The organism is Bradyrhizobium sp. USDA 4474, from assembly GCF_054057515.1.
Window position 1 is genome coordinate 4,090,334 of sequence record NZ_JBSRZJ010000002.1, and the last position, 21,064, is coordinate 4,111,397.

The 21,064-nt window shown below is 64.3% G+C and carries 20 protein-coding genes and 1 pseudogene; 15 read left to right on the forward strand and 6 right to left on the reverse strand.

Translation table 11 applies throughout. The features are described from left to right. The first annotated feature begins 13 nt into the window (after positions 1 to 13). From ispH to rnhA, 3 genes are read left to right on the forward strand one after another with little or no spacing between them, the layout of a single operon-like run. Complete coding sequence (ispH, locus tag ACVW16_RS21265) at positions 14 to 982, forward strand: 4-hydroxy-3-methylbut-2-enyl diphosphate reductase (RefSeq protein ID WP_456701084.1); 969 nt, start codon at positions 14 to 16, stop codon at positions 980 to 982. Positions 983 to 988: 6 nt separating this feature from the next. Then, positions 989 to 1,972: a homoserine kinase gene (locus ACVW16_RS21270; protein WP_456736364.1), complete on the forward strand. Its 984-nt coding sequence runs from the start codon at positions 989 to 991 to the stop codon at positions 1,970 to 1,972. Next, on the forward strand, positions 1,969 to 2,433 hold the full coding sequence (gene rnhA, locus ACVW16_RS21275) for a ribonuclease HI (protein ID WP_456701086.1): 465 nt from the start codon (positions 1,969 to 1,971) through the stop codon (positions 2,431 to 2,433). Before ACVW16_RS21270 ends, rnhA begins: the two co-directional genes overlap by 4 nt. Before the next feature lie 133 nt (positions 2,434 to 2,566). Here rnhA and ACVW16_RS21280 read toward each other — a convergent pair whose 3' ends face one another. The 4 genes from ACVW16_RS21280 to ACVW16_RS21295 all read right to left on the reverse strand — a co-directional run bounded on the left by ACVW16_RS21280 (position 2,567) and on the right by ACVW16_RS21295 (position 8,687). Continuing rightward, positions 2,567 to 3,052 carry a peroxiredoxin gene (locus ACVW16_RS21280; RefSeq protein ID WP_092226973.1) on the reverse strand — a complete coding sequence of 162 codons (486 nt, stop codon included), beginning with the start codon at positions 3,050 to 3,052 and terminating at the stop codon, positions 2,567 to 2,569. 223 nt (positions 3,053 to 3,275) lie between these two features. Next, positions 3,276 to 4,961, reverse strand: coding sequence for a long-chain-fatty-acid--CoA ligase (locus ACVW16_RS21285; protein WP_456701087.1), 1,686 nt, complete (start codon positions 4,959 to 4,961; stop codon positions 3,276 to 3,278). Positions 4,962 to 5,169: 208 nt separating this feature from the next. Beyond that, complete coding sequence (locus ACVW16_RS21290; RefSeq protein WP_456736363.1) at positions 5,170 to 6,666, reverse strand: D-alanyl-D-alanine carboxypeptidase family protein; 1,497 nt, start codon at positions 6,664 to 6,666, stop codon at positions 5,170 to 5,172. Positions 6,667 to 6,866: 200 nt separating this feature from the next. After that, on the reverse strand, positions 6,867 to 8,687 hold the full coding sequence (locus ACVW16_RS21295; protein WP_456736362.1) for a glucan ABC transporter ATP-binding protein/ permease: 1,821 nt from the start codon (positions 8,685 to 8,687) through the stop codon (positions 6,867 to 6,869). 296 nt (positions 8,688 to 8,983) lie between these two features. Here ACVW16_RS21295 and ACVW16_RS21300 point away from each other — a divergent pair, with 296 nt between their 5' ends. The 7 genes from ACVW16_RS21300 to ACVW16_RS21330 all read left to right on the forward strand — a co-directional run bounded on the left by ACVW16_RS21300 (position 8,984) and on the right by ACVW16_RS21330 (position 14,551). Further along, positions 8,984 to 9,346: a hypothetical protein gene (locus tag ACVW16_RS21300; protein WP_456736361.1), complete on the forward strand. Its 363-nt coding sequence runs from the start codon at positions 8,984 to 8,986 to the stop codon at positions 9,344 to 9,346. Between the two features lie 112 nt (positions 9,347 to 9,458). After that, complete coding sequence (gene hisE / locus ACVW16_RS21305; RefSeq protein ID WP_456736360.1) at positions 9,459 to 9,863, forward strand: phosphoribosyl-ATP diphosphatase; 405 nt, start codon at positions 9,459 to 9,461, stop codon at positions 9,861 to 9,863. 34 nt (positions 9,864 to 9,897) lie between these two features. After that, positions 9,898 to 10,500 (forward strand): YqaA family protein, encoded by a 603-nt coding sequence (locus ACVW16_RS21310; RefSeq protein ID WP_456701092.1) that lies wholly within the window; start codon positions 9,898 to 9,900, stop codon positions 10,498 to 10,500. Positions 10,501 to 10,555: 55 nt separating this feature from the next. Next, complete coding sequence (locus ACVW16_RS21315) at positions 10,556 to 11,092, forward strand: hypothetical protein (RefSeq protein ID WP_456736359.1); 537 nt, start codon at positions 10,556 to 10,558, stop codon at positions 11,090 to 11,092. A gap of 29 nt (positions 11,093 to 11,121) precedes the next feature. Next, positions 11,122 to 12,522, forward strand: a complete 1,401-nt coding sequence (locus ACVW16_RS21320) for an aspartate ammonia-lyase (RefSeq protein WP_456701094.1) — start codon at positions 11,122 to 11,124, stop codon at positions 12,520 to 12,522. A 275-nt stretch (positions 12,523 to 12,797) separates the two neighbouring features. Beyond that, positions 12,798 to 13,766: an NAD(P)H-dependent flavin oxidoreductase gene (locus ACVW16_RS21325; protein WP_456802419.1), complete on the forward strand. Its 969-nt coding sequence runs from the start codon at positions 12,798 to 12,800 to the stop codon at positions 13,764 to 13,766. 11 nt (positions 13,767 to 13,777) lie between these two features. Further along, the gene (locus ACVW16_RS21330) at positions 13,778 to 14,551 is read left to right on the forward strand and encodes a thioesterase family protein (protein ID WP_456701096.1); all 774 of its coding nucleotides are present in this window, start codon (positions 13,778 to 13,780) and stop codon (positions 14,549 to 14,551) included. Positions 14,552 to 14,579: 28 nt separating this feature from the next. On the opposite strand, the gene ACVW16_RS21335 is transcribed toward ACVW16_RS21330, so the two are convergent. Further along, positions 14,580 to 15,353 carry an AraC family transcriptional regulator gene (locus tag ACVW16_RS21335; protein ID WP_456736358.1) on the reverse strand — a complete coding sequence of 258 codons (774 nt, stop codon included), beginning with the start codon at positions 15,351 to 15,353 and terminating at the stop codon, positions 14,580 to 14,582. Between the two features lie 97 nt (positions 15,354 to 15,450). On the opposite strand from ACVW16_RS21335, the gene ACVW16_RS21340 reads away from it, so the two are divergent. Beyond that, positions 15,451 to 16,371 carry a DMT family transporter gene (locus ACVW16_RS21340; protein ID WP_456736357.1) on the forward strand — a complete coding sequence of 307 codons (921 nt, stop codon included), beginning with the start codon at positions 15,451 to 15,453 and terminating at the stop codon, positions 16,369 to 16,371. 354 nt (positions 16,372 to 16,725) lie between these two features. Here the strand turns inward: ACVW16_RS21340 and ACVW16_RS21345 are convergent. Further along, a pseudogene (locus tag ACVW16_RS21345) lies at positions 16,726 to 17,950 on the reverse strand (AMP-binding protein); the annotation flags it as partial. Positions 17,951 to 18,060: 110 nt separating this feature from the next. Here ACVW16_RS21345 and ACVW16_RS21350 point away from each other — a divergent pair. The 4 genes from ACVW16_RS21350 to ACVW16_RS21365 all read left to right on the forward strand — a co-directional run bounded on the left by ACVW16_RS21350 (position 18,061) and on the right by ACVW16_RS21365 (position 21,015). Further along, a complete protein-coding gene (locus tag ACVW16_RS21350; RefSeq protein WP_456701099.1) occupies positions 18,061 to 19,026 on the forward strand; it encodes an NAD(P)H-dependent flavin oxidoreductase in 966 nt (321 codons plus the stop codon). A gap of 123 nt (positions 19,027 to 19,149) precedes the next feature. Beyond that, positions 19,150 to 19,398 (forward strand): hypothetical protein, encoded by a 249-nt coding sequence (locus tag ACVW16_RS21355; protein WP_092226984.1) that lies wholly within the window; start codon positions 19,150 to 19,152, stop codon positions 19,396 to 19,398. Positions 19,399 to 19,531: 133 nt separating this feature from the next. Then, the gene (locus ACVW16_RS21360) at positions 19,532 to 20,293 is read left to right on the forward strand and encodes a hypothetical protein (protein ID WP_456701100.1); all 762 of its coding nucleotides are present in this window, start codon (positions 19,532 to 19,534) and stop codon (positions 20,291 to 20,293) included. Positions 20,294 to 20,379: 86 nt separating this feature from the next. Next, positions 20,380 to 21,015: a hypothetical protein gene (locus ACVW16_RS21365; protein WP_456701101.1), complete on the forward strand. Its 636-nt coding sequence runs from the start codon at positions 20,380 to 20,382 to the stop codon at positions 21,013 to 21,015. Positions 21,016 to 21,064: the final 49 nt, after the last annotated feature.

Genomic DNA, 21,064 nt, shown 5'->3' on the forward strand with positions numbered 1-21,064 from the left:
CCGAGATCGCTCAATGTCAGCCAAACCAGACCTCAAGATCGTGCTTTGTTCTCCTCGCGGCTTCTGCGCCGGGGTGGTCCGGGCGATCGATACCGTGGAACGGGCGCTCGATAAGTATGGCGCCCCCGTCTATGTTCGCCATGAGATTGTGCACAACAAATACGTCGTCGACGGGTTGAAGAAGAAGGGCGCGATCTTCGTCGAGGAGCTCGCCGAAATCCCCGAGAATACCACCGCGCCGGTGGTGTTCTCGGCCCATGGCGTGCCGAAATCGGTTCCGGCCGACGCCTCGTCGCGCAATTTGTTCTCGCTGGATGCGACCTGTCCGCTGGTCACCAAGGTGCACCGCGAGGCCGCGATCCACTTCAAGCGCGGCCGCGAGATCTTCCTGATCGGCCATTCCCATCATCCCGAAGTCGTCGGCACGCTCGGCCAGCTTCCGGTCGGCGCCGTGACCCTGATCGAGACCGCCGAGGACGCCAAGACCATCAATCCGAAGGACCCGGATAATCTGGCCTTCGTGACCCAGACCACGCTGTCGATCGACGACACCGCCGAAATCGTGGCGCTGCTCAAGGAGCGCTTTCCGAACATCAACGGGCCGCACAAGGAAGACATTTGCTACGCCACCACCAACCGCCAGCTCGCGGTGAAGAAGGTGGCCCCGGTGGTCGACGCCCTCATCGTTGTCGGTGCCCCCAATTCGTCGAACTCGCAGCGCCTGCGTGAGGTCGCCGAGCGCGAGGGCTGCGGAATCGCGGTGCTGGCGCAGCGCGCCGCCGATATCGACTGGACGAGGTTCGGCAACATCAAGAGCCTCGGCATCACCGCAGGTGCGTCCGCCCCCGAAGTGATCGTCGAGGAGATCATGGACGCGTTCGCCGAGCGCTACACGCTGCATGTGGAGACGGTCTCGGCCGCCGAAGAGAACGAGTTCTTCCCGCTGCCGCGCCAGGTGCGCCCCGAAGCCGCCGCTGAGTAGATTTTCATGGCGGTCTACACCGACGTTGCCGCCGACGAGCTTGCGGATTTTCTGAAGCAGTACGATGTCGGCGAATTGCTCTCCTACAAGGGCATCGCCGAGGGCGTCGAGAACACCAACTTCCTGCTGCACACGAGTCAGGGCTCGTTCATCCTCACGCTCTATGAGAAGCGCGTGGCGAAGAACGATCTGCCGTTCTTCCTCGCGCTGATGACGCATCTGGCCGAGCACGGCGTGAACTGCCCGCTGCCGGTGAAGGCGAAAGACGGCGAGGCGCTGCACGAGATCCAGGGAAGGCCCGCCGCGATCATCACCTTTCTCGAAGGCATCTGGCCGCGCAAGCCGAATGCCGTGCATTGCGCCGGCGTGGGCGACGGGCTCGCGAGAATGCATCTGGCCGGCGCGAACTTTGCCGGCAAGCGTGCCAACGCGCTCTCGGTTGCCGGCTGGCGACCCTTGTTCAATGCGGCGGCGGACCGCGCCGACGAGGTGCAGCCGGGCCTGCGCGCGTTCCTCGCGGCCGAGCTCGACTATCTCTGCGGCGGCGTCTGGCCGGCGGATCTCCCCGAAGGCGTGATCCACGCCGATCTCTTCAACGACAACGTCTTCTTCCTCGGCGACAAGCTCTCGGGCATCATCGACTTCACCTTCGCCTGCAACGACATGCTGGCCTATGACGTCGCGATCTGTCTGAACGCGTGGTGCTTCGAGCCCGACCATTCCTTCAACGTCACCAAGGCCCGAGCCTTCCTCAACGCCTATGGCCGGGTGCGCAAGCTGAGCGAGGCGGAAGAGGCTGCGCTGCCGCTGCTGGCGCGCGGCGCTGCGATCCGGTTCCTGCTGACGCGGCTGGTCGACTGGCTCAATGTGCCGCCCGGCGCGCTGGTGAAGCCGAAGGATCCGCTGGAGTATTTTCGCAAGCTGCGCTTCCACCAGAGCGTTTCCAGCGCGCGCGATTACGGGTTGATAGCCTCAGGACTGGTCGCGTGAGCGAGCTCCCCAACGTCACGATCTTCACGGACGGCGCCTGTTCGGGAAATCCCGGGCCCGGCGGCTGGGGCGCAATTCTCAAGTTCGGCGACAAGGAAAAAGAGCTGAACGGCGGCCAGCCGCACACCACCAACAACCAGATGGAATTGATGGCGGCGATCTCCGCGCTCGAAGCGCTGAAGAAGCCGTGCACCGTCGATCTCTACACCGACAGCCAGTATGTCCGGCAGGGCATCACCGGCTGGATCCACGGCTGGAAGCGCAACGGTTGGCGCACCGCCGACAAGAAGCCGGTCAAGAACGTCGAACTGTGGCAGCGCCTCGATGCCGCGCTGAAGGCGCACGAGGTTCGCTGGCACTGGGTGAAGGGCCACGCCGGGCATCCCGAAAACGAGCGCGCGGATCAGCTCGCGCGGGATGGGATCGTGAAGGCAAGGACGCAAGCGCGGGTGGCGGAGTAGGGGCATACGCTCCCTCCGTTCGTCATGGCCGGGCTTGACCCGGCCATCCACGCCTTCCACACGCAGCCAAAAACGTGCATGCCCGGGACAAGCCCGGGCATGGCGTCATTGGTGGAACGAAGTGGCCTGAAGCTTACAGCTGCCCCAGCAGCGTATCGCCGCCCGACACCTCGACCTTGCCGGGCATCGCCTCCACATTCAGCTTCTTGACCACGCCGTCCTCGACCAGCATCGAATAGCGCTTGGAGCGGATGCCGAGGCCGTTGCCGGAGGCGTCGAGCTCCATGCCGATCGCCTTGGCGAAGTCGGCATTGCCGTCGGCGAGGAAGATCGCCTCGTCGCGCTGGTCGGTGTCGCGCTTCCAGGCATTCATGACGAAGGCATCGTTGACGGAGACGATCGCGATGGTGTCGACGCCCTTGTCCTTCATGGCATAGGCGTTGAGGAAGATGCTCGGCAGATGCATCTTGTGGCAGGTGCCGGTGTAGGCGCCGGGCACCGCGAACAGCGCCACTTTCTTGCCCTTGAAGATATCGTCGGTGGTCTTCACCTGCGGGCCTTCCGCCGTCATCACGCGGAATTTCGCCTCGGGCAGCTTGTCGCCAGTCTGGATCGCCATCGTCGTTTCTCCATGGAAAGGGCCGGGGCTGTTCTAGAGCATTTTACCGCCGGAGGGAAACGGCTTCAAACAGCCGTGACGAGGCCGCGGTGCCTTTTTCTCGTCCTTGCGAGGAGCTCTTGCGACGAGCCGATGCAGACTGCCTCCGCAGATACATTCTCGGATTGCTTCGCTTATGACGGAAGGGCGCGCAGACGCGCGCCGTTCCGGGACAGAGGCGGCCTTACGCCGCCTGGGCCTTCTTCTCGTCGCGCAGCTCGCGGCGCAGGATCTTGCCGACATTGGTCTTGGGCAGATCGCTGCGGAATTCGATGTGCTTGGGTACCTTGTAGCCCGTCAGCTGCTCGTGGCAGAATTTGATGACGGATTCAGCCGTGAGGTTCGGGTCCTTCCTGACCACGAAGGCCTTCACCGCTTCGCCCGACTTGGCGTCGGGAATGCCGATGACGGCGCATTCCAGCACGCCTGGATGGCTCGCGATTACTTCCTCGATCTCGTTCGGATAGACGTTGAAGCCGGAGACCAGGATCATGTCCTTCTTGCGATCCACGATCTTGGTGTAGCCCTTCTCGTCCATGATGCCGATGTCGCCGGTGCGGAAATAACCGTCCGCCGTCATCACCTTCGCGGTCTCTTCGGGCCTGTTCCAGTAGCCCGACATCACCTGCGGGCCCTTGGCGCAGATCTCGCCGGCCTGGCCGAGCGGCAGCTCGTTGCCATCGTCGTCGCGGATCGAAATCCAGGTCGAAGGCACGGGAATGCCGATCGTACCTGTGAACTCCGTTGCCGTCGCCGGGTTGCAGGTCAGCGTCGGCGAGGTCTCCGACAGGCCGTAGCCTTCGGCGATGAAGCAGCCGGTGATCGCTTTCCATTGATCGGCCACGGGGCGCTGCACCGCCATGCCGCCGCCGTTGGATATCTTCAGCTTGGAGAAGTCGAGCTTCTTGAAGTCGGGGTGATGCATCAGCCCGTTGTAGAGCGTGTTCACTGCCGGGAAGCTGTTGACCTGGTACTTCGCCAGCTCCTTGACGAAGCCTGCGATGTCGCGCGGGTTCGGGATCAAGAGATTGCAGCCGCCGGCGCGCACCGCGAGCAGATAGCAGGCCGTCAGCGCGAAGATGTGATAGAGCGGCAGCGCGCAGACGATCATGAGCTGCTCGACATGCGGCGGCGCATTGAGCGCCGGCTGCAGCCAGGCATCGTTCTGCAAGACGTTGGCCACGATGTTGCGATGGAGCAGCGTGGCGCCCTTTGAGACCCCGGTGGTGCCGCCGGTATATTGCAGGAAGGCGACGTCGCCGGGCGACAATTTCGGCTTGTTGAAGGTCTGGCCACGTCCGGCCGAGAGCGCGTCGTTGAACGACACCGAGCCCGGTAGTGACCAGGCCGGCACCATCTTCTTCACGCGGCGGACGACGAGATTGACGATCATGCCCTTGAAGCCGAGCAGATCGCCCATGCTGGCGACGATGACGTGCTTGACCGTCGTCCTCGCGACCACCTGCTCGACGGTATGCGCGAAGTTCTCCAGCACGATGACGGCTTCGGCGCCGGAATCCTTGAGCTGATGCTCCAGCTCGCGCGGCGTGTAGAGCGGGTTGACGTTGACCACGGCAAATCCGGCGCGCAGCACCGCGGCCGTGGCGACGGGATATTGCAGCACGTTCGGCATCATGATTGCGACGCGAGCGCCGCGCTGCAGGCCGCGACCCTGCAGGTAAGCCGCGAGCGCCAGCGACATCTGGTCGAGGTCGCGATAGGTGATGGCCTTGTCCATGCAGATGAACGCCTTGCGGTCGGCGAACTTCGTAAAGCTCTCCTCAAGCAGGTCGACCAGCGATGCGTATTGCGTCGGCTCGATATCGGCGGGCACGCCGGGCGGATATTGCTTGAGCCAGATGCGCTCCATGGAAACTCCCCTCTCTTGCATCAGAGCCCGTTGTGCCTCGGGCTTGCCTCATTGCCCGCAGTATCGAGCCTGCCGGAACGGCTGGCAAGCGGTCCAGGCTTGGAGGCCGAGGCTTAGGGCAAAGGCTGGAGAGTGGCTACTGGAATCGTCGCAAATCGCTGCCGCAGGTGCGAAGTGCGCTCGCAACCAACGGGCCGGCCGCGTGAACCTAGCTGTTGTTGGGCGCGGGCTTCGGCCTGGTGGCCGCCTTCGGCTTGGCCGGCTTGGCGGCAGCCTGGTCGCTGCTCGCTACAGGTTTGTCCGTAGACTTGGCCGCGGCATGCTTGCTTGCCGCCGGCTTTGCCGCGGCCTTGGTATCGCTCTTGGCATCGCTCTTGGCATTGCTCTTGGCAGCCGCGTCCGGCTTTGTGGCCGCGGGTTTTGCAGCCGCTGCCTTCGCATCGGTCTTGGCGCCGGTCTTGGCATCACTTTTGGCATCGCTGCCGGCGTCAGGCTTCTTGGCGACGCGCGGCTTCTTGCCACGCGCCTTCGGCGGACTCTGCTGGTCCGTGTCGGCGGCGACCGCCGCGACCAGGGCTGCGCCGGTGCGAGTCGGGCCGGTGTACACCACGACGGGCTCTGCGGCCGCAGGCGCTGAAGCCATCAGCTCGGAGGCCTTCATCAAAGGGGGCTGGAGGCCTGCGGTGAAGAACGTCACCTGGGCTGCGCCGCCGGTTGCGGAAGCCGGACCGCCCGTCGCGCCATTGGTCGCGATCAACGCATCGTCGTCGTCGCTGGCCGGATGCTTGCGATGACCGCCGCACATTTCCTCGCGCAGGTTCGGCGGAGAGGCATCGACCGGCACGAGGTTTTCGACCGTGCCGAGCGAAGGACGCAGCCACGACAGATTGTCCTGGCTGAAGCCGCGCTCGAGCAGCTGCGCGGCCTTCACCGCGCGCGCGGTGCCGGAGCTGGCGCCGAGCACCACCGCGATCAGGCGGCGGCCGTTGCGGGTGGCCGATGCCACGAGATTATAGCCGGAGGCGCAGATGAAGCCGGTCTTGAAACCGTCGGCGCCGGGATAGCGGCCGATCAGCTTGTTGAAATTCGGCGTGATGCGCTTGCCGAAGCGGATCGCCGGGATGTGCACGTAGGACTCGTATTCCGGCAGGTCGCGCAGGAACGAGCGCGCGAGAATGCCGAGATCGCGCGCCGAGGTGACGTGCCCGTCCGCGGGCAGGCCGTTGGGATTGACGTAGTTGGTCTGCGTCATGCCCAATCGCTTCGCGTTGTCGTTCATCATGTCGGCGAAGCCGTCGATCGAACCGCCGACGCCCTCCGCGAGCACCACCGCCATGTCGTTCGCCGACTTGACCATCATCATCTTCAGCGCGTTGTCGACGGTCACCTGTGTTCCCGGACGGAGGCCCATCTTCGAGGGCGACTGCGAGGCGGCCATCGGCGACACCGTCAGCAGCGTGTCGAGCGTGATCTTGCCGTCCTTCACCGCTTTCAAGGTCACATAGGCGGTCATGATCTTGGTGACGGAGGCCGGATACCAGGGAATGGTCGCGTTCTCGGCTTGCAGCACCTTGCCGCTGTCGGCTTCGATCAGCAGCAGCGCTTCGGCATTGGCCAGGCGCGGCAGGACAAGCGCACCGATGGCGAGCGCTGCAGCGAACAGGTTGAACAGGGACTTGCGAAGCAGCGGGCGAAAGGCGTGCACTATCCGATTCCGGTCCTGGGAGATCCGCCTGATACGGACGGTTCTCGTGTGATGTACGCTCTGAAATCCAGCGCCGCCGCTTGCGGCGGTCGCAAACCTATACCGGCTCGTGCGTCGAGAATAGGGGCTTCCGCCTGGTATTCCGCAATGAAATAGGCCGAATTTCGACGGTGCTGCGGGGACTTGTTGTGGGGACTTGGTCAGGAGGATTTGGCGGCGGAAGCCGCGGCCTCGGCGGCACTCGCGCCGTGCCGTGCGTTTGCCTGTCCCTGTGTTTGTTCCCGTTCCTGCACCATGAACTGAGCCTTGGCGAGCTCGGCAAAATGGCCGCCCTTGGCCACGAGTTCATCGAAAGTTCCGCTTTCGATCACGCGTCCGTTCTCGAACACCAGGATCCGCGTGGCATTGCGAATGGTCGAGAGGCGGTGCGCGATCACGAAGGTGGTGCGGCCCTTCATCACTTCATCGAGAGCGGCGTTCACCTTGGCCTCGGTGACCGCGTCGAGCGCGCTGGTGGCCTCGTCCAGGATCAGGATCGGTGGGTCCTTCAGCAGCGCGCGCGCGATCGACAGCCGCTGCCGTTCGCCGCCGGACAGCATGCGGCCGCGCTCGCCGGCATTGGTCTCGAAGCCGCCGCTGCGCTCGATGAAATCGAGCGCCTGCGCGCGCTCCGCAGCCTTGCGCATCTCGGCTTCGGTCGCATCCGGCTTGCCCACGCGCAGATTCTCCGCGATCGAACGGTTGAACAGGAGCGCTTCCTGAAACACGACGCCGATGTTTCGGCGCAGCGATGTCAGCGTGACGCCGCGCACGTCCATGCCGTCGATCCTGATGAAGCCGGATTGCGGATCGAAGGCGCGATGCAGCAGCGCGATCGCGGTCGACTTGCCGGCGCCCGTCGGGCCGACCAGCGCGATGGTCTGGCCGGGCAGCGCCGTGAAGGAGAGGTCCTCGACCGCCGGTCGCTTGCCGTCATAGGAGAAGGTGACGTCGTTGAACTCGACGAGACCCGACAGCCTGCCCGCATCGATCGCGTCATGCCGGTCGTGGACTGCCGGCACGGCATCGAGCACGCCGAAGAACTCGCGCAGGCGCGGGGCTTCCATGAACACGTTGTTGATGAAGCTCACTACCTGCTCGAGCTTCTGGATCAGCAGCGTCGCGAAGCTCACGAACATCACGATCTCGCCGACCGAGCTGAGACCCTGCCCATGCAGTGCGATGCCGAGCGTGAAGATCGCGAGCACGGTGATGGTGGTGGAGGCGCGCGTGATCACGGTGACGAGCGCCCACCAGGACAGCACCGGCATCTGCGCCGCAAGCAGCTGGTCGGCAACCGAACGCAGTCCCTGCACCTCGGATTCGACGCGCACGAAGCTCTGCACGAGCGCGACGTTCCCGAGCGCGTCGGATGCGCGCGCGGAGAGTTCGCTGTACTGCTCCTCGACCGCCATCTGCATGCCGAAGGTCCTGCGCACGACGAAGGTCGTCAACGCGGTGAAGACGATGCACAGCACGAAGAGAAGGATCGCGAGCCGCCAGTTCAGATACAGCGACAACGGCAGCAGCACCACGACCGACAGGATCGCGGCAAAATGCTCGCGGAAAAAGCCGAGCCAGAGCCGCCATAGCGCATCGGTGCCGTTGAGCATCACCTTCATCAACCGGCCCGAATGGGTGCCGGAATGGAACGTCAGCGGCAGCTGCAGGATGTGCTCGAAATAGCTCGTCAGCACCGCCTGACGCTGCCGGTGGGAAAGCCGGTCCGCTTGCAGTGCAACGAGCGCGCTGCAGGCGATTGTGAACAGCCCGAACGCCACCCAGGCCATCAGGAATGGCCATGCGGAATTCGAGCCCTGCACCGTCTTGCCGGAGAGCACGTCGACGATGCGCCCGAACAGCACCGGCTCGGCGAATTGCGAGGCGGCGAGCAGAAGATTTGCGAGGGCCAGCAACCAGCCCAGCCGCGCCTCCTTGCCGAGCAGCTCGAGAACGCGGGTATAGAGGCTGAAGATGGACATGAGGCGGCGCTGACCGGGACAGGCGATTTGACGATGGGATTGCATTTTAAGCAGGGATCGTCAGCGAGATACAGCGGAAGCTTTTGGCGTCTTTAGCCGATCTATCGAGTGGCCGAGCCTGTGCGGGGTCGGCGCGCATCCTTCAACCTGAACAGGAGATGAGCGGCGGTTGCGTCATGTTTACGCAACCCCGTTCAGCTTGTGTTTGGTTTGGGGAACCCAAGATGGGATGCAGGTGTTTGAAGGACTTGAGCCTGTCTCGAGGCACCCCAGAGGTCCCAAGGAGGGTCCAAATCATGTTCGACCGAGTTGCGAAATTTGCTGGCCGCAAGGCCGTTCTTGCCACCGCGGCGGTGCTCGCGCTGACCGCCGTCGCCCCCACCGCATCGTTCGCAGGCGGCCGCCATTGGCATGGTGGTGGCGGTGCGGCCTTCGCCGGCGCGGCCATTGCCGGCGCCATCGGCACCGGCCTTGCGATCGCAGCGACCCGTGACGCCTACGCCTATGATGCGGGTCCGGGTTACTACTACGACAGCGGCCCGGCCTACTATGGCGGCCCCGGCTATGGCTCCTATTACTACGGCTCGGGCTATCAGGAGCGCTATGGCGGCTACGACAAGGTCTGCGCCCACGGCTATTCCGGGTACGGTTGCAATTAACCGTTCGGCCATAAGCCATCGACCAAACAGGCCGGCGCGCTCGCGCCGGCCTTTTTGCCTTTATTGTCAAGCGTTAACGCGTCGACCATTTGTTTAGAGTAATTTTGCGTCCATGAGTGATTCGCTTGAGCGGCTATATCTGGCTGTGCTCGCGGCCAGGGACCTTGATCCCGCAATCTCGCGTACCGCGCGGCTGTTTCAGCGCGGCCCCTCCAAAATGGCGAAGAAGCTGGCCGAAGAGGCCATCGAGGTCGTGATCGATGCGGTCAACGGCGACACCGAAGCGGTGATCCGGGAAAGCGCCGACCTGCTCTACAATCTCACCGTGCTCTGGGCTTCCGCCGGCGTCCGCCCCGAAGATGTCTGGCGTGAAATGTCGCGACGGGAAGACATGCTCGGCATTGCCGAAAAGCTGCCGAAATCGTCGATGAAGCTGCCCAAGGTCGCGTCATCCCCTACCTCGGCCCGGCGTCCAATCGTCGCGATCGAGGGCCGTTCGGCACGGAAACGGCACTAAATCATCACAAACTCACGATGGACAAATCCGTCACATGGTGCTTGATCGCGGCGCCATGCTGAAACGTATCTACGATTGGTGCATCGACGCCGCCCACAAGCCCTATGCGCTCTGGATCATGGGTGCCGTGGCTTTCGCCGAAAGCTCGTTCTTTCCCGTTCCCCCGGATGTGATGCTGATCCCGATGTCACTGGCGCGCCCGCAGCGTGCCTGGGTCTATGCGGCGATCTGCACGGCGACGTCGGTGTTGGGCGGCCTGCTGGGCTATGCCATCGGCGCGCTCCTGTTCGACTCGGTCGGCCACTGGCTGATCCAGGTCTACGGCCTCGGCGACAAGGTCGATGCTTTTCGTGCCTCCTACGCCCAGTGGGGCGCGGTCATCATCCTGCTCAAGGGACTGACGCCGATCCCCTATAAGCTCGTCACCATCACCTCGGGCTTTGCCGGCTACAATCTCGTCCTTTTCATCCTGTGCTCGGTCGTCGCGCGCGGCGGACGCTTCTTCATCGTGGCGATCCTGCTCAACCGCTATGGCGACTGGATCCGCGAGCGGATCGAGAAGCATCTCGGCCTGTGGGTCGCGCTCGGCGCTGCCGTGCTGGTGCTTGGCTTCGTGGTGGCGATCAAGCTGATCTAGGATTTGAATCGGCGGCGGCTTTGCCGCTGGGCCGGCTTCGGCTACGCTTGCCTGCATGATGGTTCGATCCGGCAATCCGGTGGTGCGGCTCGGGACGCTGAAATCAGCAGTGCTGCTGTTGCTTGCTGTCGGTGGGGCCGGATGGGCGCAATCCGCGCCGCCGTCGCTCGGCTTGCAGGAGCAGGGACCGCTGGCCGCGCCGCCGTCCTCGACGCCGGCTCCCTCGGCCCCGCCCGCGCGGGAGGAAAACCCCGGGCTGTTCAACGAAATGGGCAAGCTGTTCGACAAGCTGCCATCGATCCTGCCGCCCATCAAAAGCCCCGGCGAGACCGTCAACGATCTGTCGCGCCTGGCACGGCCGGCCACCATGGTGTCGCGCCGCGCGGCCTGTCCGGTTTCGTCCAATGGCGCGCCCGACTGCAAGCCCGCCGCCGACCAGCTCTGCCAGAGCAAGGGCTACAGGGAAGGCAAGAGTCTGAACACCGACGCTGCCGAGAAGTGCTCGGCCAAAGTTCTCATTCCGGGCAGGCAACGCAAACCGGATGATTGCCGCACCGATACCGTCGTCACCAGCGCGCTGTGCCAGAACTAGGGACGTCGCGCGAGCAGCAAGGAGCGCCCATGAGCCGCACGGAGCAGGACTTCCTCGGACAACGTGAGATCGCCGACGACATCTACTACGGCGTCCAGACCATCCGGGGTAAGGAGAACTTCCACATCACCGGCATTCCGATGAACCAGGAGCCTTACTTCGTGAAGGCGCTCGGTTACGTGAAGAAGGCCGCTGCGATGGCCAACCGCGACCTGGGCGCGATCGACGCCAAGGTCGCCGATGCCATCATCCTCGGCTGCGACCGGGTCATCGCCGGCGACATGATGGACCAGTTCGTCACTGATTTTATCCAGGGCGGCGCCGGCACCTCGACCAACATGAATGCCAACGAGGTGATCGCCAATCTCGCGCTGGAATCACTCGGCTTCGTCAAGGGCGACTACCAGCACGTCAGCCCGAACGACCACGTCAATTACGGCCAGTCGACCAACGACACCTATCCGACCGCGTTTCGGCTGGCGCTGATCCTGCGGCTCGAGAGCTACATGACGGCGCTGCGCCAGCTTCAGGAGGCGTTCTTCGCCAAGGGCCGCGAATTCGATCGCGTGCTGAAGATGGGGCGCACGCATTTGCAGGATGCGGTGCCGATGTCGCTCGGCGCCGAGTTCAGGGGATGGGGCACCACGATCGGCGAGGAGGTCGACCGCATCTCGGAAGCGCGCGCGCTGCTGCGCGAGATCAATCTCGGCGCCACCGCGATCGGCACCTCTGTCACTGCCGCGGTCGGCTATCCCAAGCTCGCAGTCCGGCACCTGAGCGCGCTGACCGGGGTCGACTTCATTCTCGCCGGCGATCTCGTGGAAGCGACGTCGGACACCGGCGCCTATGTGCAGCTCTCCGGCGTGCTGAAGCGCACCGCGAGCAAGCTGACGAAAATCTGCAACGATATCCGCCTGCTGGCCTCCGGTCCGCGTGCCGGCTTCAACGAGATCAATTTGCCACAGCTCCAGCCGGGCTCCTCGATCATGCCGGGCAAGGTCAATCCCGTCATCCCCGAGGTCGTCAACCAGACGAGCTTCCTCGTCATCGGCCTCGACACCACGGTGACGCTGGCGGCGAGTGCCGGCCAGCTCCAGCTCAACGTGATGGAGCCGGTGATCTCGTTCGCGCTGTTCTTCTCGATCCGTACCATGGAGCGCGCGGTCAACAGCCTGCGCGAGAATTGCGTCGTCGGCATCACCGCCAACGAGGAGCACACCCGCAACATGGTGCTGAACTCGCTCGGCATCGTCACCGTGCTGAAGCCGCTGCTCGGCTACAAGCAATGCGCCGAGATTGCACGCGAGGGCTACAAGAGCGGCAAGTCGCTGCACCAGATCGTGGTGATCGAACGCAAGCTGCTGACGCAGGAGAAATGGGACGAGATGTTCTCGTTCGAGCGCCTGATCAATCCGGATTTGACCGGGTAGGCTCGCGCCATCCGCAAGTCTCTCCTCGTCCCCGCGAGGGGTCCTTGCGACGAAGCAATCCAGACTGTCTCTATAGAAAGACACTGGATTGCTTCGCTTCGCTCACAATGACGGAGAAAGACGGATAGACTGCACGCGGTCGGAATTCCGCGCGTTGGAATTGTGGCAAGGGCGTCCGCCGCGGCGTCGCAACGCAATGCTTGACAGTGGAAAGATTGCCTTGTTGGTATGGCCCCCAACCTTCAATGCGTCCGCCAGCAAAGGATCGTTCCACCATGTCCATGCCTGCTCTGTTCAAGGGGCGCCTGTCGATCCCGGTGATCGGTTCGCCGCTCTTCATCATCTCGGTGCCCGATCTCGTGATCGCGCAGTGCAAGGCGGGCGTGGTCGGCTCGTTTCCGTCGCTGAACGCGCGCCCGCCGGAGCTGCTCGACGAATGGTTGGCGCGGATTACCGAAGAGCTCGCGGCCTATGACCGCGCCCACCCCGACAAGCCGTCGGCGCCGTTCGCGGTCAACCAGATCGTGCACAAGTCGAACAACCGGCTCGACCACGACATGCAGCTTTGCGCCAAGTACAAGGTGCCGATGATCATCTCCTCGCTCGGCGCGCGCGAGGAGCTGAACCAGGCCGTTCACCGCTGGGGCGGCATCGTCTTCCACGACGTGATCAACCAGAAGTTCGCCCGCAAGGCGATCGAGAAGGGCGCCGATGGCCTGATCCTGGTCGCGGCCGGCGCCGGCGGTCACGCCGGCACCATCTCGCCGCTCGCTTTCGTCGCCGAAACCCGCAAATGGTTCGACAGCCCGATCGCGCTGTCGGGCGCCATCGGCAACGGCAAGGCGATCCGCGCCGCGCGCATCCTCGGTGCCGACTTCGCCTATATCGGCTCGGCCTTCATCGCGACCAAGGAAGCCAACGCGGTCGAGAAGTACAAGGAGATGATCGCGGGCTCGACGGCCGACGACATTGTCTATTCCAACCTCTTCACCGGCGTGCACGGCAATTATCTGAAACCTTCGATCCTCGCAGCCGGCATGGATCCGGAGAACCTGCCGACATCGGATCCATCGAAGATGAACTTCGGTACCGATGCATCAGGCGAACGCCCCAAGCCGAAGGCCTGGAAAGAGATCTGGGGCTCGGGCCAGGGCATCGGCAGCGTCGACGGCATCGTCCCCGCCGCCGATCTGATCGCGCGCTTCAAGAAGGAATATGAGGAAGCGATCGATCCGCCGTTGTGATCGGTCTCGCAATGAGCGCCATCTACAGCGTCGACGGCAACAACGTCGTCACCAGCCCCAATGCCGCAGGGCCATGGGATCGGCGCATGCAGCACGGCTCGGCGCCATCTGCGCTGGCGGCATGGGCGGCGGAGCGCATTCCGACGCCCGTGCCGATGAACATCGCGCGTGTCAGCATCGACCTGATGCGCCCGGTGCCGGTCGGGCCGCTCACGATCGAGACGGACATCTTGCGCGAGGGCCGCAAGATCCAGCTCTGCGGGATCAAGCTGCTCGCCGGCGGCGTGCAGGTCGTTGGCGCCACCGTGCTCAAGATCAAGCAACAGTCTCAGCCGCTGCCTGATGACGTCAGGGATCCGCCGGTCGCGCTGCCGCCGCCCGAGGATTCGCTGGTCGAGGACGGGCACGGCGCGACCAGTCCGTTCGCGGGCATGGTCTCCATGCGCGCGGCGCGCGGCCGCTTCGGCCAGGCCGGCGCCGGCGCGATCTGGTTTCGGCTGGACCATCCGCTGGTTGAAGGTGAGGCGGTCTCGCAGGCCGTGCGCGCCGTGGTCGCCGCCGATTTCTCCAACGGTACCGCCTCGACGCTCGACTTCGGCGCCTGGACCTATATCAACGCCGACCTCACCGTGAGCCTTGCGCGCCAGCCGGTCGGCGATTGGATTTTGCTCGACGGTGAATCCTGGATCGGTCCTGACGGTGCAGGGCTCGCGATGTCACGCTTGGCTGATCGGCAGGGCTATTTCGGCCGCGCGATTCAGAGCCTGGTGATCGAGAAGCGGTGAAGGCACTGATCGGGGGGCAGGCGGCGCCTCACCGGTAAAACATCGACGGCGGCACCCCGAAGTGCCGGCGGAACATTGCCGCAAATGCACTCTGGCTCGCGTAGCCGCAATCGAAGGCGACGTCGATGATCTTCTCGCCGGAGGCCAGTCGGCGCAGCGCGCGCAGCAGCCGCGCCTGCTGTCGCCATTGCGCGAAGCTCATGCCGGTCTGTTTCGCGAACAGGCGATGCACTGTCTTGGCGGTGACGCCGACGCGATCCGCCCATTGTTCGGCGGTTGAACTGTCGGACGGATCGTCGGCGATTGCCACGCAGATCGCTCGAAGCCTGGCGTCATCGGGAAAGGGCAGATGCAGCGGCAGCGCGTCCGAGACGCGCAACTCGTCGAGCAGCAGCCGCATCAGGCGGCCGTCGCGGCCAGTCTCGTCGTAGTCGATCGGAATGCGCGTGGCCGCGATGATCAGCTCCCGCAGCAGCGGCGATACCGCGAGTACGCAGTTCTTTTCCGGCAGATGCGGTGATGCCTGCGATTCGACGAACACCGTCCGGATCCGCACCTGCCCCGACATGATCGTCTCGTGGTCCAGACCAGGCGCAAGCCAGACCGCCCGGTTCGGCGGTACGATCCACGTGCCCGCGGCCGAACGCACCACCATGACGCCTTCGATCGCGTAGAGCAGCTGCGCGGTCGGATGCGCGTGCACGCCGGTGGAGGCGCCATCCGGATAATCCGCTTCCATCCCCACCAGGGGGCGATGGGTCGCGTGGAAGGCAAGATGGCGCGAGGTTAGTTCGTCCAGCATGTCTCAATCTCGACAGTCACGGTCAGTCTAGAGCGATACGGACGCTCGCGGAAGCGCTACGCCCGGCTTCACCATTTCGAGCTCAACGGTTGAAACCATGGCCACCAAGCCCGCTTTCCTCTATCCGTTCTTCGCCATCGCGCTGTGGGCAGGAAACGTCATCGTCTCACGGTTGTCCGCCCACGCCATCGGCCCCGAGGCGATCACGTTCTATCGCCTCCTGCTCGCGGTCGGATTGATGAGCCTGTTCGTCGGGCGGCCTGCTTGGTGCAACCGCGCGGCCATCTGGCCGCATCTTGGCCAGTTCGCCGTCCTCGGCTTTCTGGCGATGTGCCTGTTCCAGAGCCTGTCATATCTCGCAGCCGAGACCAGCACCGCGACCAACATGGCGGTGTTCACCGCGTTGACGCCGCTGCTCACGGTGCTGCTGAGCGCGCTGCTGCTGCGCGAGACGCCGACTGTGGGCCTGGTCGGGGGCGGCGTGCTGTCGCTCGCCGGCCTCGTTTATCTCGTCAGCGGCGGCGATCCGGCCGCGTTGCTGCGCAACGGCGTGCATCCGGGCGATCCCCTGATGTTCCTCGCCGCGCTGGTCTATGCGCTCTATGGCGTTCTGCTGAAGCGCTGGGATCTGCCCGTGGTTGGTTGGCAATCGACCTACATGCAGGCGCTGTGCGCGCTGGCCATCATGTTTCCGGCCTTTCTCGCAACGCCGGCGCCGATGCGCGCTCTCAATGCCGAGACGTTGCCGCTGATCGCCTATGCCGGCGGGCTTGCCTCGATCGTGCTGCCGTTCCTGTGGGTCCGCGGCGTGCAGATCCTGGGTCCCAATCGTTGTGCGATTTTCATGAATCTGCTGCCGGTGCTCACCGCGTTGGGTGCCATTCTGCTGCTCGGCGAACCCGTCCGCGCCTCCGATGTGATCGGTGGTGGTGTTGCGCTTGCCGGCGTCGGCTGCGCTGCGCTGTTTCGTCGGCCGCTATGGATGTCGAAGCCCGTGATGGGAGCGCCCGGCAATTAACCGGCAGGCTTCCGCCGCCGCGGAAGGGATGCCTAGCATCCTGCCAGTTCATAATCCGTAGAAGATCTTGATCTCCCACAGCACCACGATGATAGCCGTGATCAACGTGACCGCGGCGACTGCACTTTCCAGGGAAGCGACTCTCATGTCCCACTCCGCTTCCCCAGCCCCAGAAGCGATGTAGTTGATTCCCTGATTTGCCGGCAATCGGGCGGGGCGCACGGACGCGCACTCCGTCGCGCATTGTGGTGCCGGCGCCACAACGACACCGTAATATCCCGGGTGAAAACGCTGATTGTTTCGGAGGGTTCGCGCGATGCGTGTGGCCCGAACCCGGTGCTGCAATCAGGGAGATCACCCGACCATCCGGCCCCGGCCGCTCCAAAAGCCGGCGCGCAGCACCTTCTTGTCGATCTTGCACACACCGGTCATCGGCAGCTGCTTGACGAACTGGATCTGCTTTGGTGCATGCGCGGAGCCCTTTCGCGTCCGCACCATATTGATCAGCTCGTCCGGATCGGGCTTCGTACCCTCGCGCGGCACGACGATGGCCGTGACGGCCTCGCCCCATTTCTCGTCGGGGATTCCGACCACCGCGACCATCACGACATCTGCATGTTGCGACAGCACGTCCTCGACCTCGCGTGGAAAGATGTTGAAGCCGCCGGTGACGATCATGTCCTTCTTGCGGTCGAGGATGAACATGTAGCCGCGTTCGTCCTGGCGCGCGATGTCACCGGTATGGACCCAGCCGTTCTTCAACGTTTCGGCGGTTATCTCTGGGCCGCTTCCAGTATTTCGCCATGGCATGCGGCGCGCGCACGCAGATCTCGCCGGGGTCGCCCGCCTTCACCTCCTGGTCGTCGTCGTCGAGAATCCTGACCTCGCAGGCCGCGATCGGGAAACCGCAGGACAGGAACAGCTCTGGCGTCTTGGCGTCGTGATCCCGTTTGCGCAGCACCGAGACCGGATAGCACTCGGTCTGGCCATAGAGCTGCGAGAACACCGGGCCGATGCGCTCTATGCCTTCCACCAACCGGCTCGGCGACATCGCAGAGGCGCCGTAAAGCACGAGATCGAGCGAGGAGAGATCGGTCTTGCCGAGCGCGGGATGGTCGAGCAGCACATAAATCATGGTCGGCACGAACAGCGTGAAATTGATCCGCTCGCGGGCGATCGTCGCCAGCACGGCTTCGGGATCGAAACCCCCGAGCATGTGCACGCTGCCGCCGCGCATCAGTGTCGGCGGCACCTTTGTGCCTGCGACGTGGCTGATCGGCGCGACCGTGAGATAGCGCGGGGCGTCGGGGATTTCGAAGTCGGCGAGGATCGCGCCGGCAGCGCCGGCATTCTCGCGGTGATAGCGCAACGCCCCCTTGGACTTGCCCGTGGTGCCGCCGGTGTAGTTCAGCGTGGAGAGATCGTCGAGACCAGCGAGGCACCGCGCGCCGGCATGTCCCGCGCTCTCGGTCGCGGCCAGCAGATCGACGCCGTAATCGGCCGGCCCCGTCGTGAAGACAGCCTCGAGCAGCGTCGCCTTCGCGGCGAGCTCGCGAGCGCCCGTAGCGTCTGCGCACAAGCCGAGGACGATGCGTAGAGCGGATCGGACATATGTTTCCTCGTTGCTTTGTCATCGGCTTCTCGCGTGCCAATGTTGTCGAGGACTCTAGCAGAGAGAGGGAGGTCTGGGTGGCATCCGATCGACTGCAACATGTTCGCGATCGTCTGAGCTTGCCGCTGATCGCGGCGCCGATGTTTCTGGTGTCAGGCGTCGAGCTCATGGTCGCGGCTTGCCGCAACGGCGTGATCGGCAGTTTTCCCACCGTGAATTGCCGCAGTACGGAACGGCTTGATGCGTGGCTCACCGAGATCGCAACGCGGTTGCGGCAGCACGAGGATCAGACCGGCTGCAGGGCCGCGCCGCTCTGCCCGAATTTGATCGTGCATCGCTCCAATGCACGGCTGGAGCAGGATCTTGCCGTGCTGCTCAATCACCGGCCCGAAATCGTCATCACGTCGGTCGGCTCGCCCGCGCCGGTGTTGCAGCCGCTGCATGATGCGGGCGCGCTGGTGCTGGCGGATGTTGCTTCCATCCGCCATGCCGAACGCGCGGCGGCGGCAGGCGCCGACGGGCTTGTGCTGCTTACCGCCGGCGCTGGTGGGCAGACCGGCTGGCTCAATCCGTTTGCCTTCGTCCGCGCGGTGCGCGCGTTCTACGACGGCATCATCGTGCTCGCCGGCGGCATCAGCGACGGCCGCGCGCTGCATGCGGCCGAAGTGCTCGGTTGCGATCTCGGCTACATGGGCACCAAATTCATCGCGACGCACGAGAGCATGGCGGACGAGCGCCACAAGCAGATGCTGGTCGACAGCACCGCCGACGACATCCTGCTCACCACCGCGTTTACGGGCCTGCAGACCAGCATGCTGACCCCGTCGATCGTGGCGGCCGGACTTGATCCTGACGATCTGCCGGCACGCGGTGCCATCGACATCGGCAAGGACATCGACGTCGGTGCGCGTGAGAACCGGCCGCAGCGTTGGCGCGACATCTGGAGCGGCGGGCATTCGACTTCAGGCGTCGCCGGCGTGATGGCGGTCGACGAACTCGTGGCGCGGACGGTCACGGAGTACCGCGAGGCTCGCGAGCGGTAATTTTCTGCGCCCTGGTTCGGTTAATCTCGCATGGCTCCGCAAGCCGGCGCTTAACGGGAGATTAACCAACCCTCGCCAAGAATCCCCAACAGGGCCGCCAATCAGGACCGAGAGGGACAGGCGATGGATTTCGATTTTCTCAACAGCAAGACCTCGGCAACGCTGGACGAAATCCGCGTCCGCGTCGCCCATGCGCTGGCCCGCCACCCGCTGTGCCGCAATGTCCGCTTCGACATCGTCAGCGTCCCCCGGACCCGCCGGGGCGGCAATTGGACGGTGACGCTGCAGTCCGTCGAGCCGCGCGCCGTCTGGGAGGCCTCCGAGATCGTCGCCGACATCCAGGACGCCTATGATCTGGCGCTAGCTGCCTGATCTTACTTGGTATTCTGGATTCGTCGCCGCGGGCAGGGTGATTGTCGCCGCAAAGGCACACTCAAGCCTTAATTCGTTCCCTTTTGCTGGGCATCTCTAACAACAACGTGAAGCGGCCCTCCCGGAGAGACGTTTGTCCAGAGCCATCACCATCACCGTGCTGACCTGCTTGCTGGTCCTCGGTGCAGCCACCACCGCCATTCTAGGCCGTGACAGCGTGCCGAGCGCCGGTGCCGAGATGATCACGCAGGCACAGCCGCCGAAGCAGATCACCGCCAACCGCGCCGCCAAGGCGGACCGGCTGGTTCCGACACTGGCGCTGGCCTCGGCCGCGATCGAGCCCGTTCAGGTGCCGGCCGACAAGCTGTCCCAGGCGCCCGTTCTCACCGAGCCGCTGCGCCAGGCCTTTGCCGCGTCCACGCCCGCCGATTTCCCGATGCCCAAAGCTGTCGAGTCAACGGCTGTTGAGCCTAAGGCCGGCAACACCAAGGTGGCCTCGTTGGAAGCGCCTGTTGCCGCCGAGGTCACCGTCGCGCTCCACGACGCCCCGGCCAAGCCGAAGGTCGCCGCCAGGCCGCAGCCGCAAAAGACCTATTCGCTGCTCTCTGACGTGCAGATCGCCGGCATCAGGGATCGCCTGAAATTGTCGTCGTCGCAGGAATATTACTGGCCCTCGGTCGAGAGCGCGCTGCGCAACGTCGTCCGCAAGATCTCCGCGAACAAGCTCTCCAATCCGAACGGGCCGAACGTGCAGATCGATCCGAACTGCGACGAGGTCCAGCAATTGAAGTCGGCCGCTATGCCGCTGTTGTTCCAGTTGCGTGACGATCAGAAGGAAGAAGTGCGCAAGCTCGCCCGCGTCATCGGACTCGAGAAGGTCGCCGAGCAGATCTGACAGGACATTCCCTCACGGGGAACCTGTTCCATCAGGAACATCCGACAATCGTCGGGCGTTGCCCGCTCCGAACAGGGAGTGGACCTATGCGCGCCTTGACAGCGTATTTCGTCGGCGCCGGATCGATCATTGCCGCCATCGCCATTGGTCTCGGCGGCGGCATCGTTGCCGGCAACATCATGCATCCGATCGCGCCCAAGCAGGGACCCGATACAGCCAAGGCGGCGCAACGCGCCGAAGCCGCCACGCCGGTCACGACGAATGCGCCATCGGAACGTGTGCAATATCTCACGGGATCGCAGTCGTTCGGCGCGATGATCGCCGCGCCGGCTCAGGCACAAGGCGAAGCGAAACCCGATGCCGGAACTAGTCAGGCCAGCGCTGAGCCCCCCAAGCCAACGCCTTCACCATCTCCGCAAGCAACGAAACCCGCCGAGCAGCAGGCCTCCACAGAGCCGGCATCTCCTCCCGACAATGCCTATGCGAAGGCCAGCAATTCCGACGTGAAGCGCGCCGCATCCGAACGACGGCGGGCGGAACGGCACGAGCGCTGGGCGCGCCACCGTTACGAGCAACGAGATGCCCGCGGCATGCGCGATCAGACCAATTGGGATGATGTGGCACGCAACGTCCGCGAGGATTCCAACGCGCGCGACTACGCCAGCCGGCCACGCGGCGGCTTCCCGCAAATCCGGCTCTTTGGTCTCGATGACGACGACTAAAGGGAGACGGGATTGAGTTGGAGTCGCCGTCGCGCGTTCCGTGGCAGCC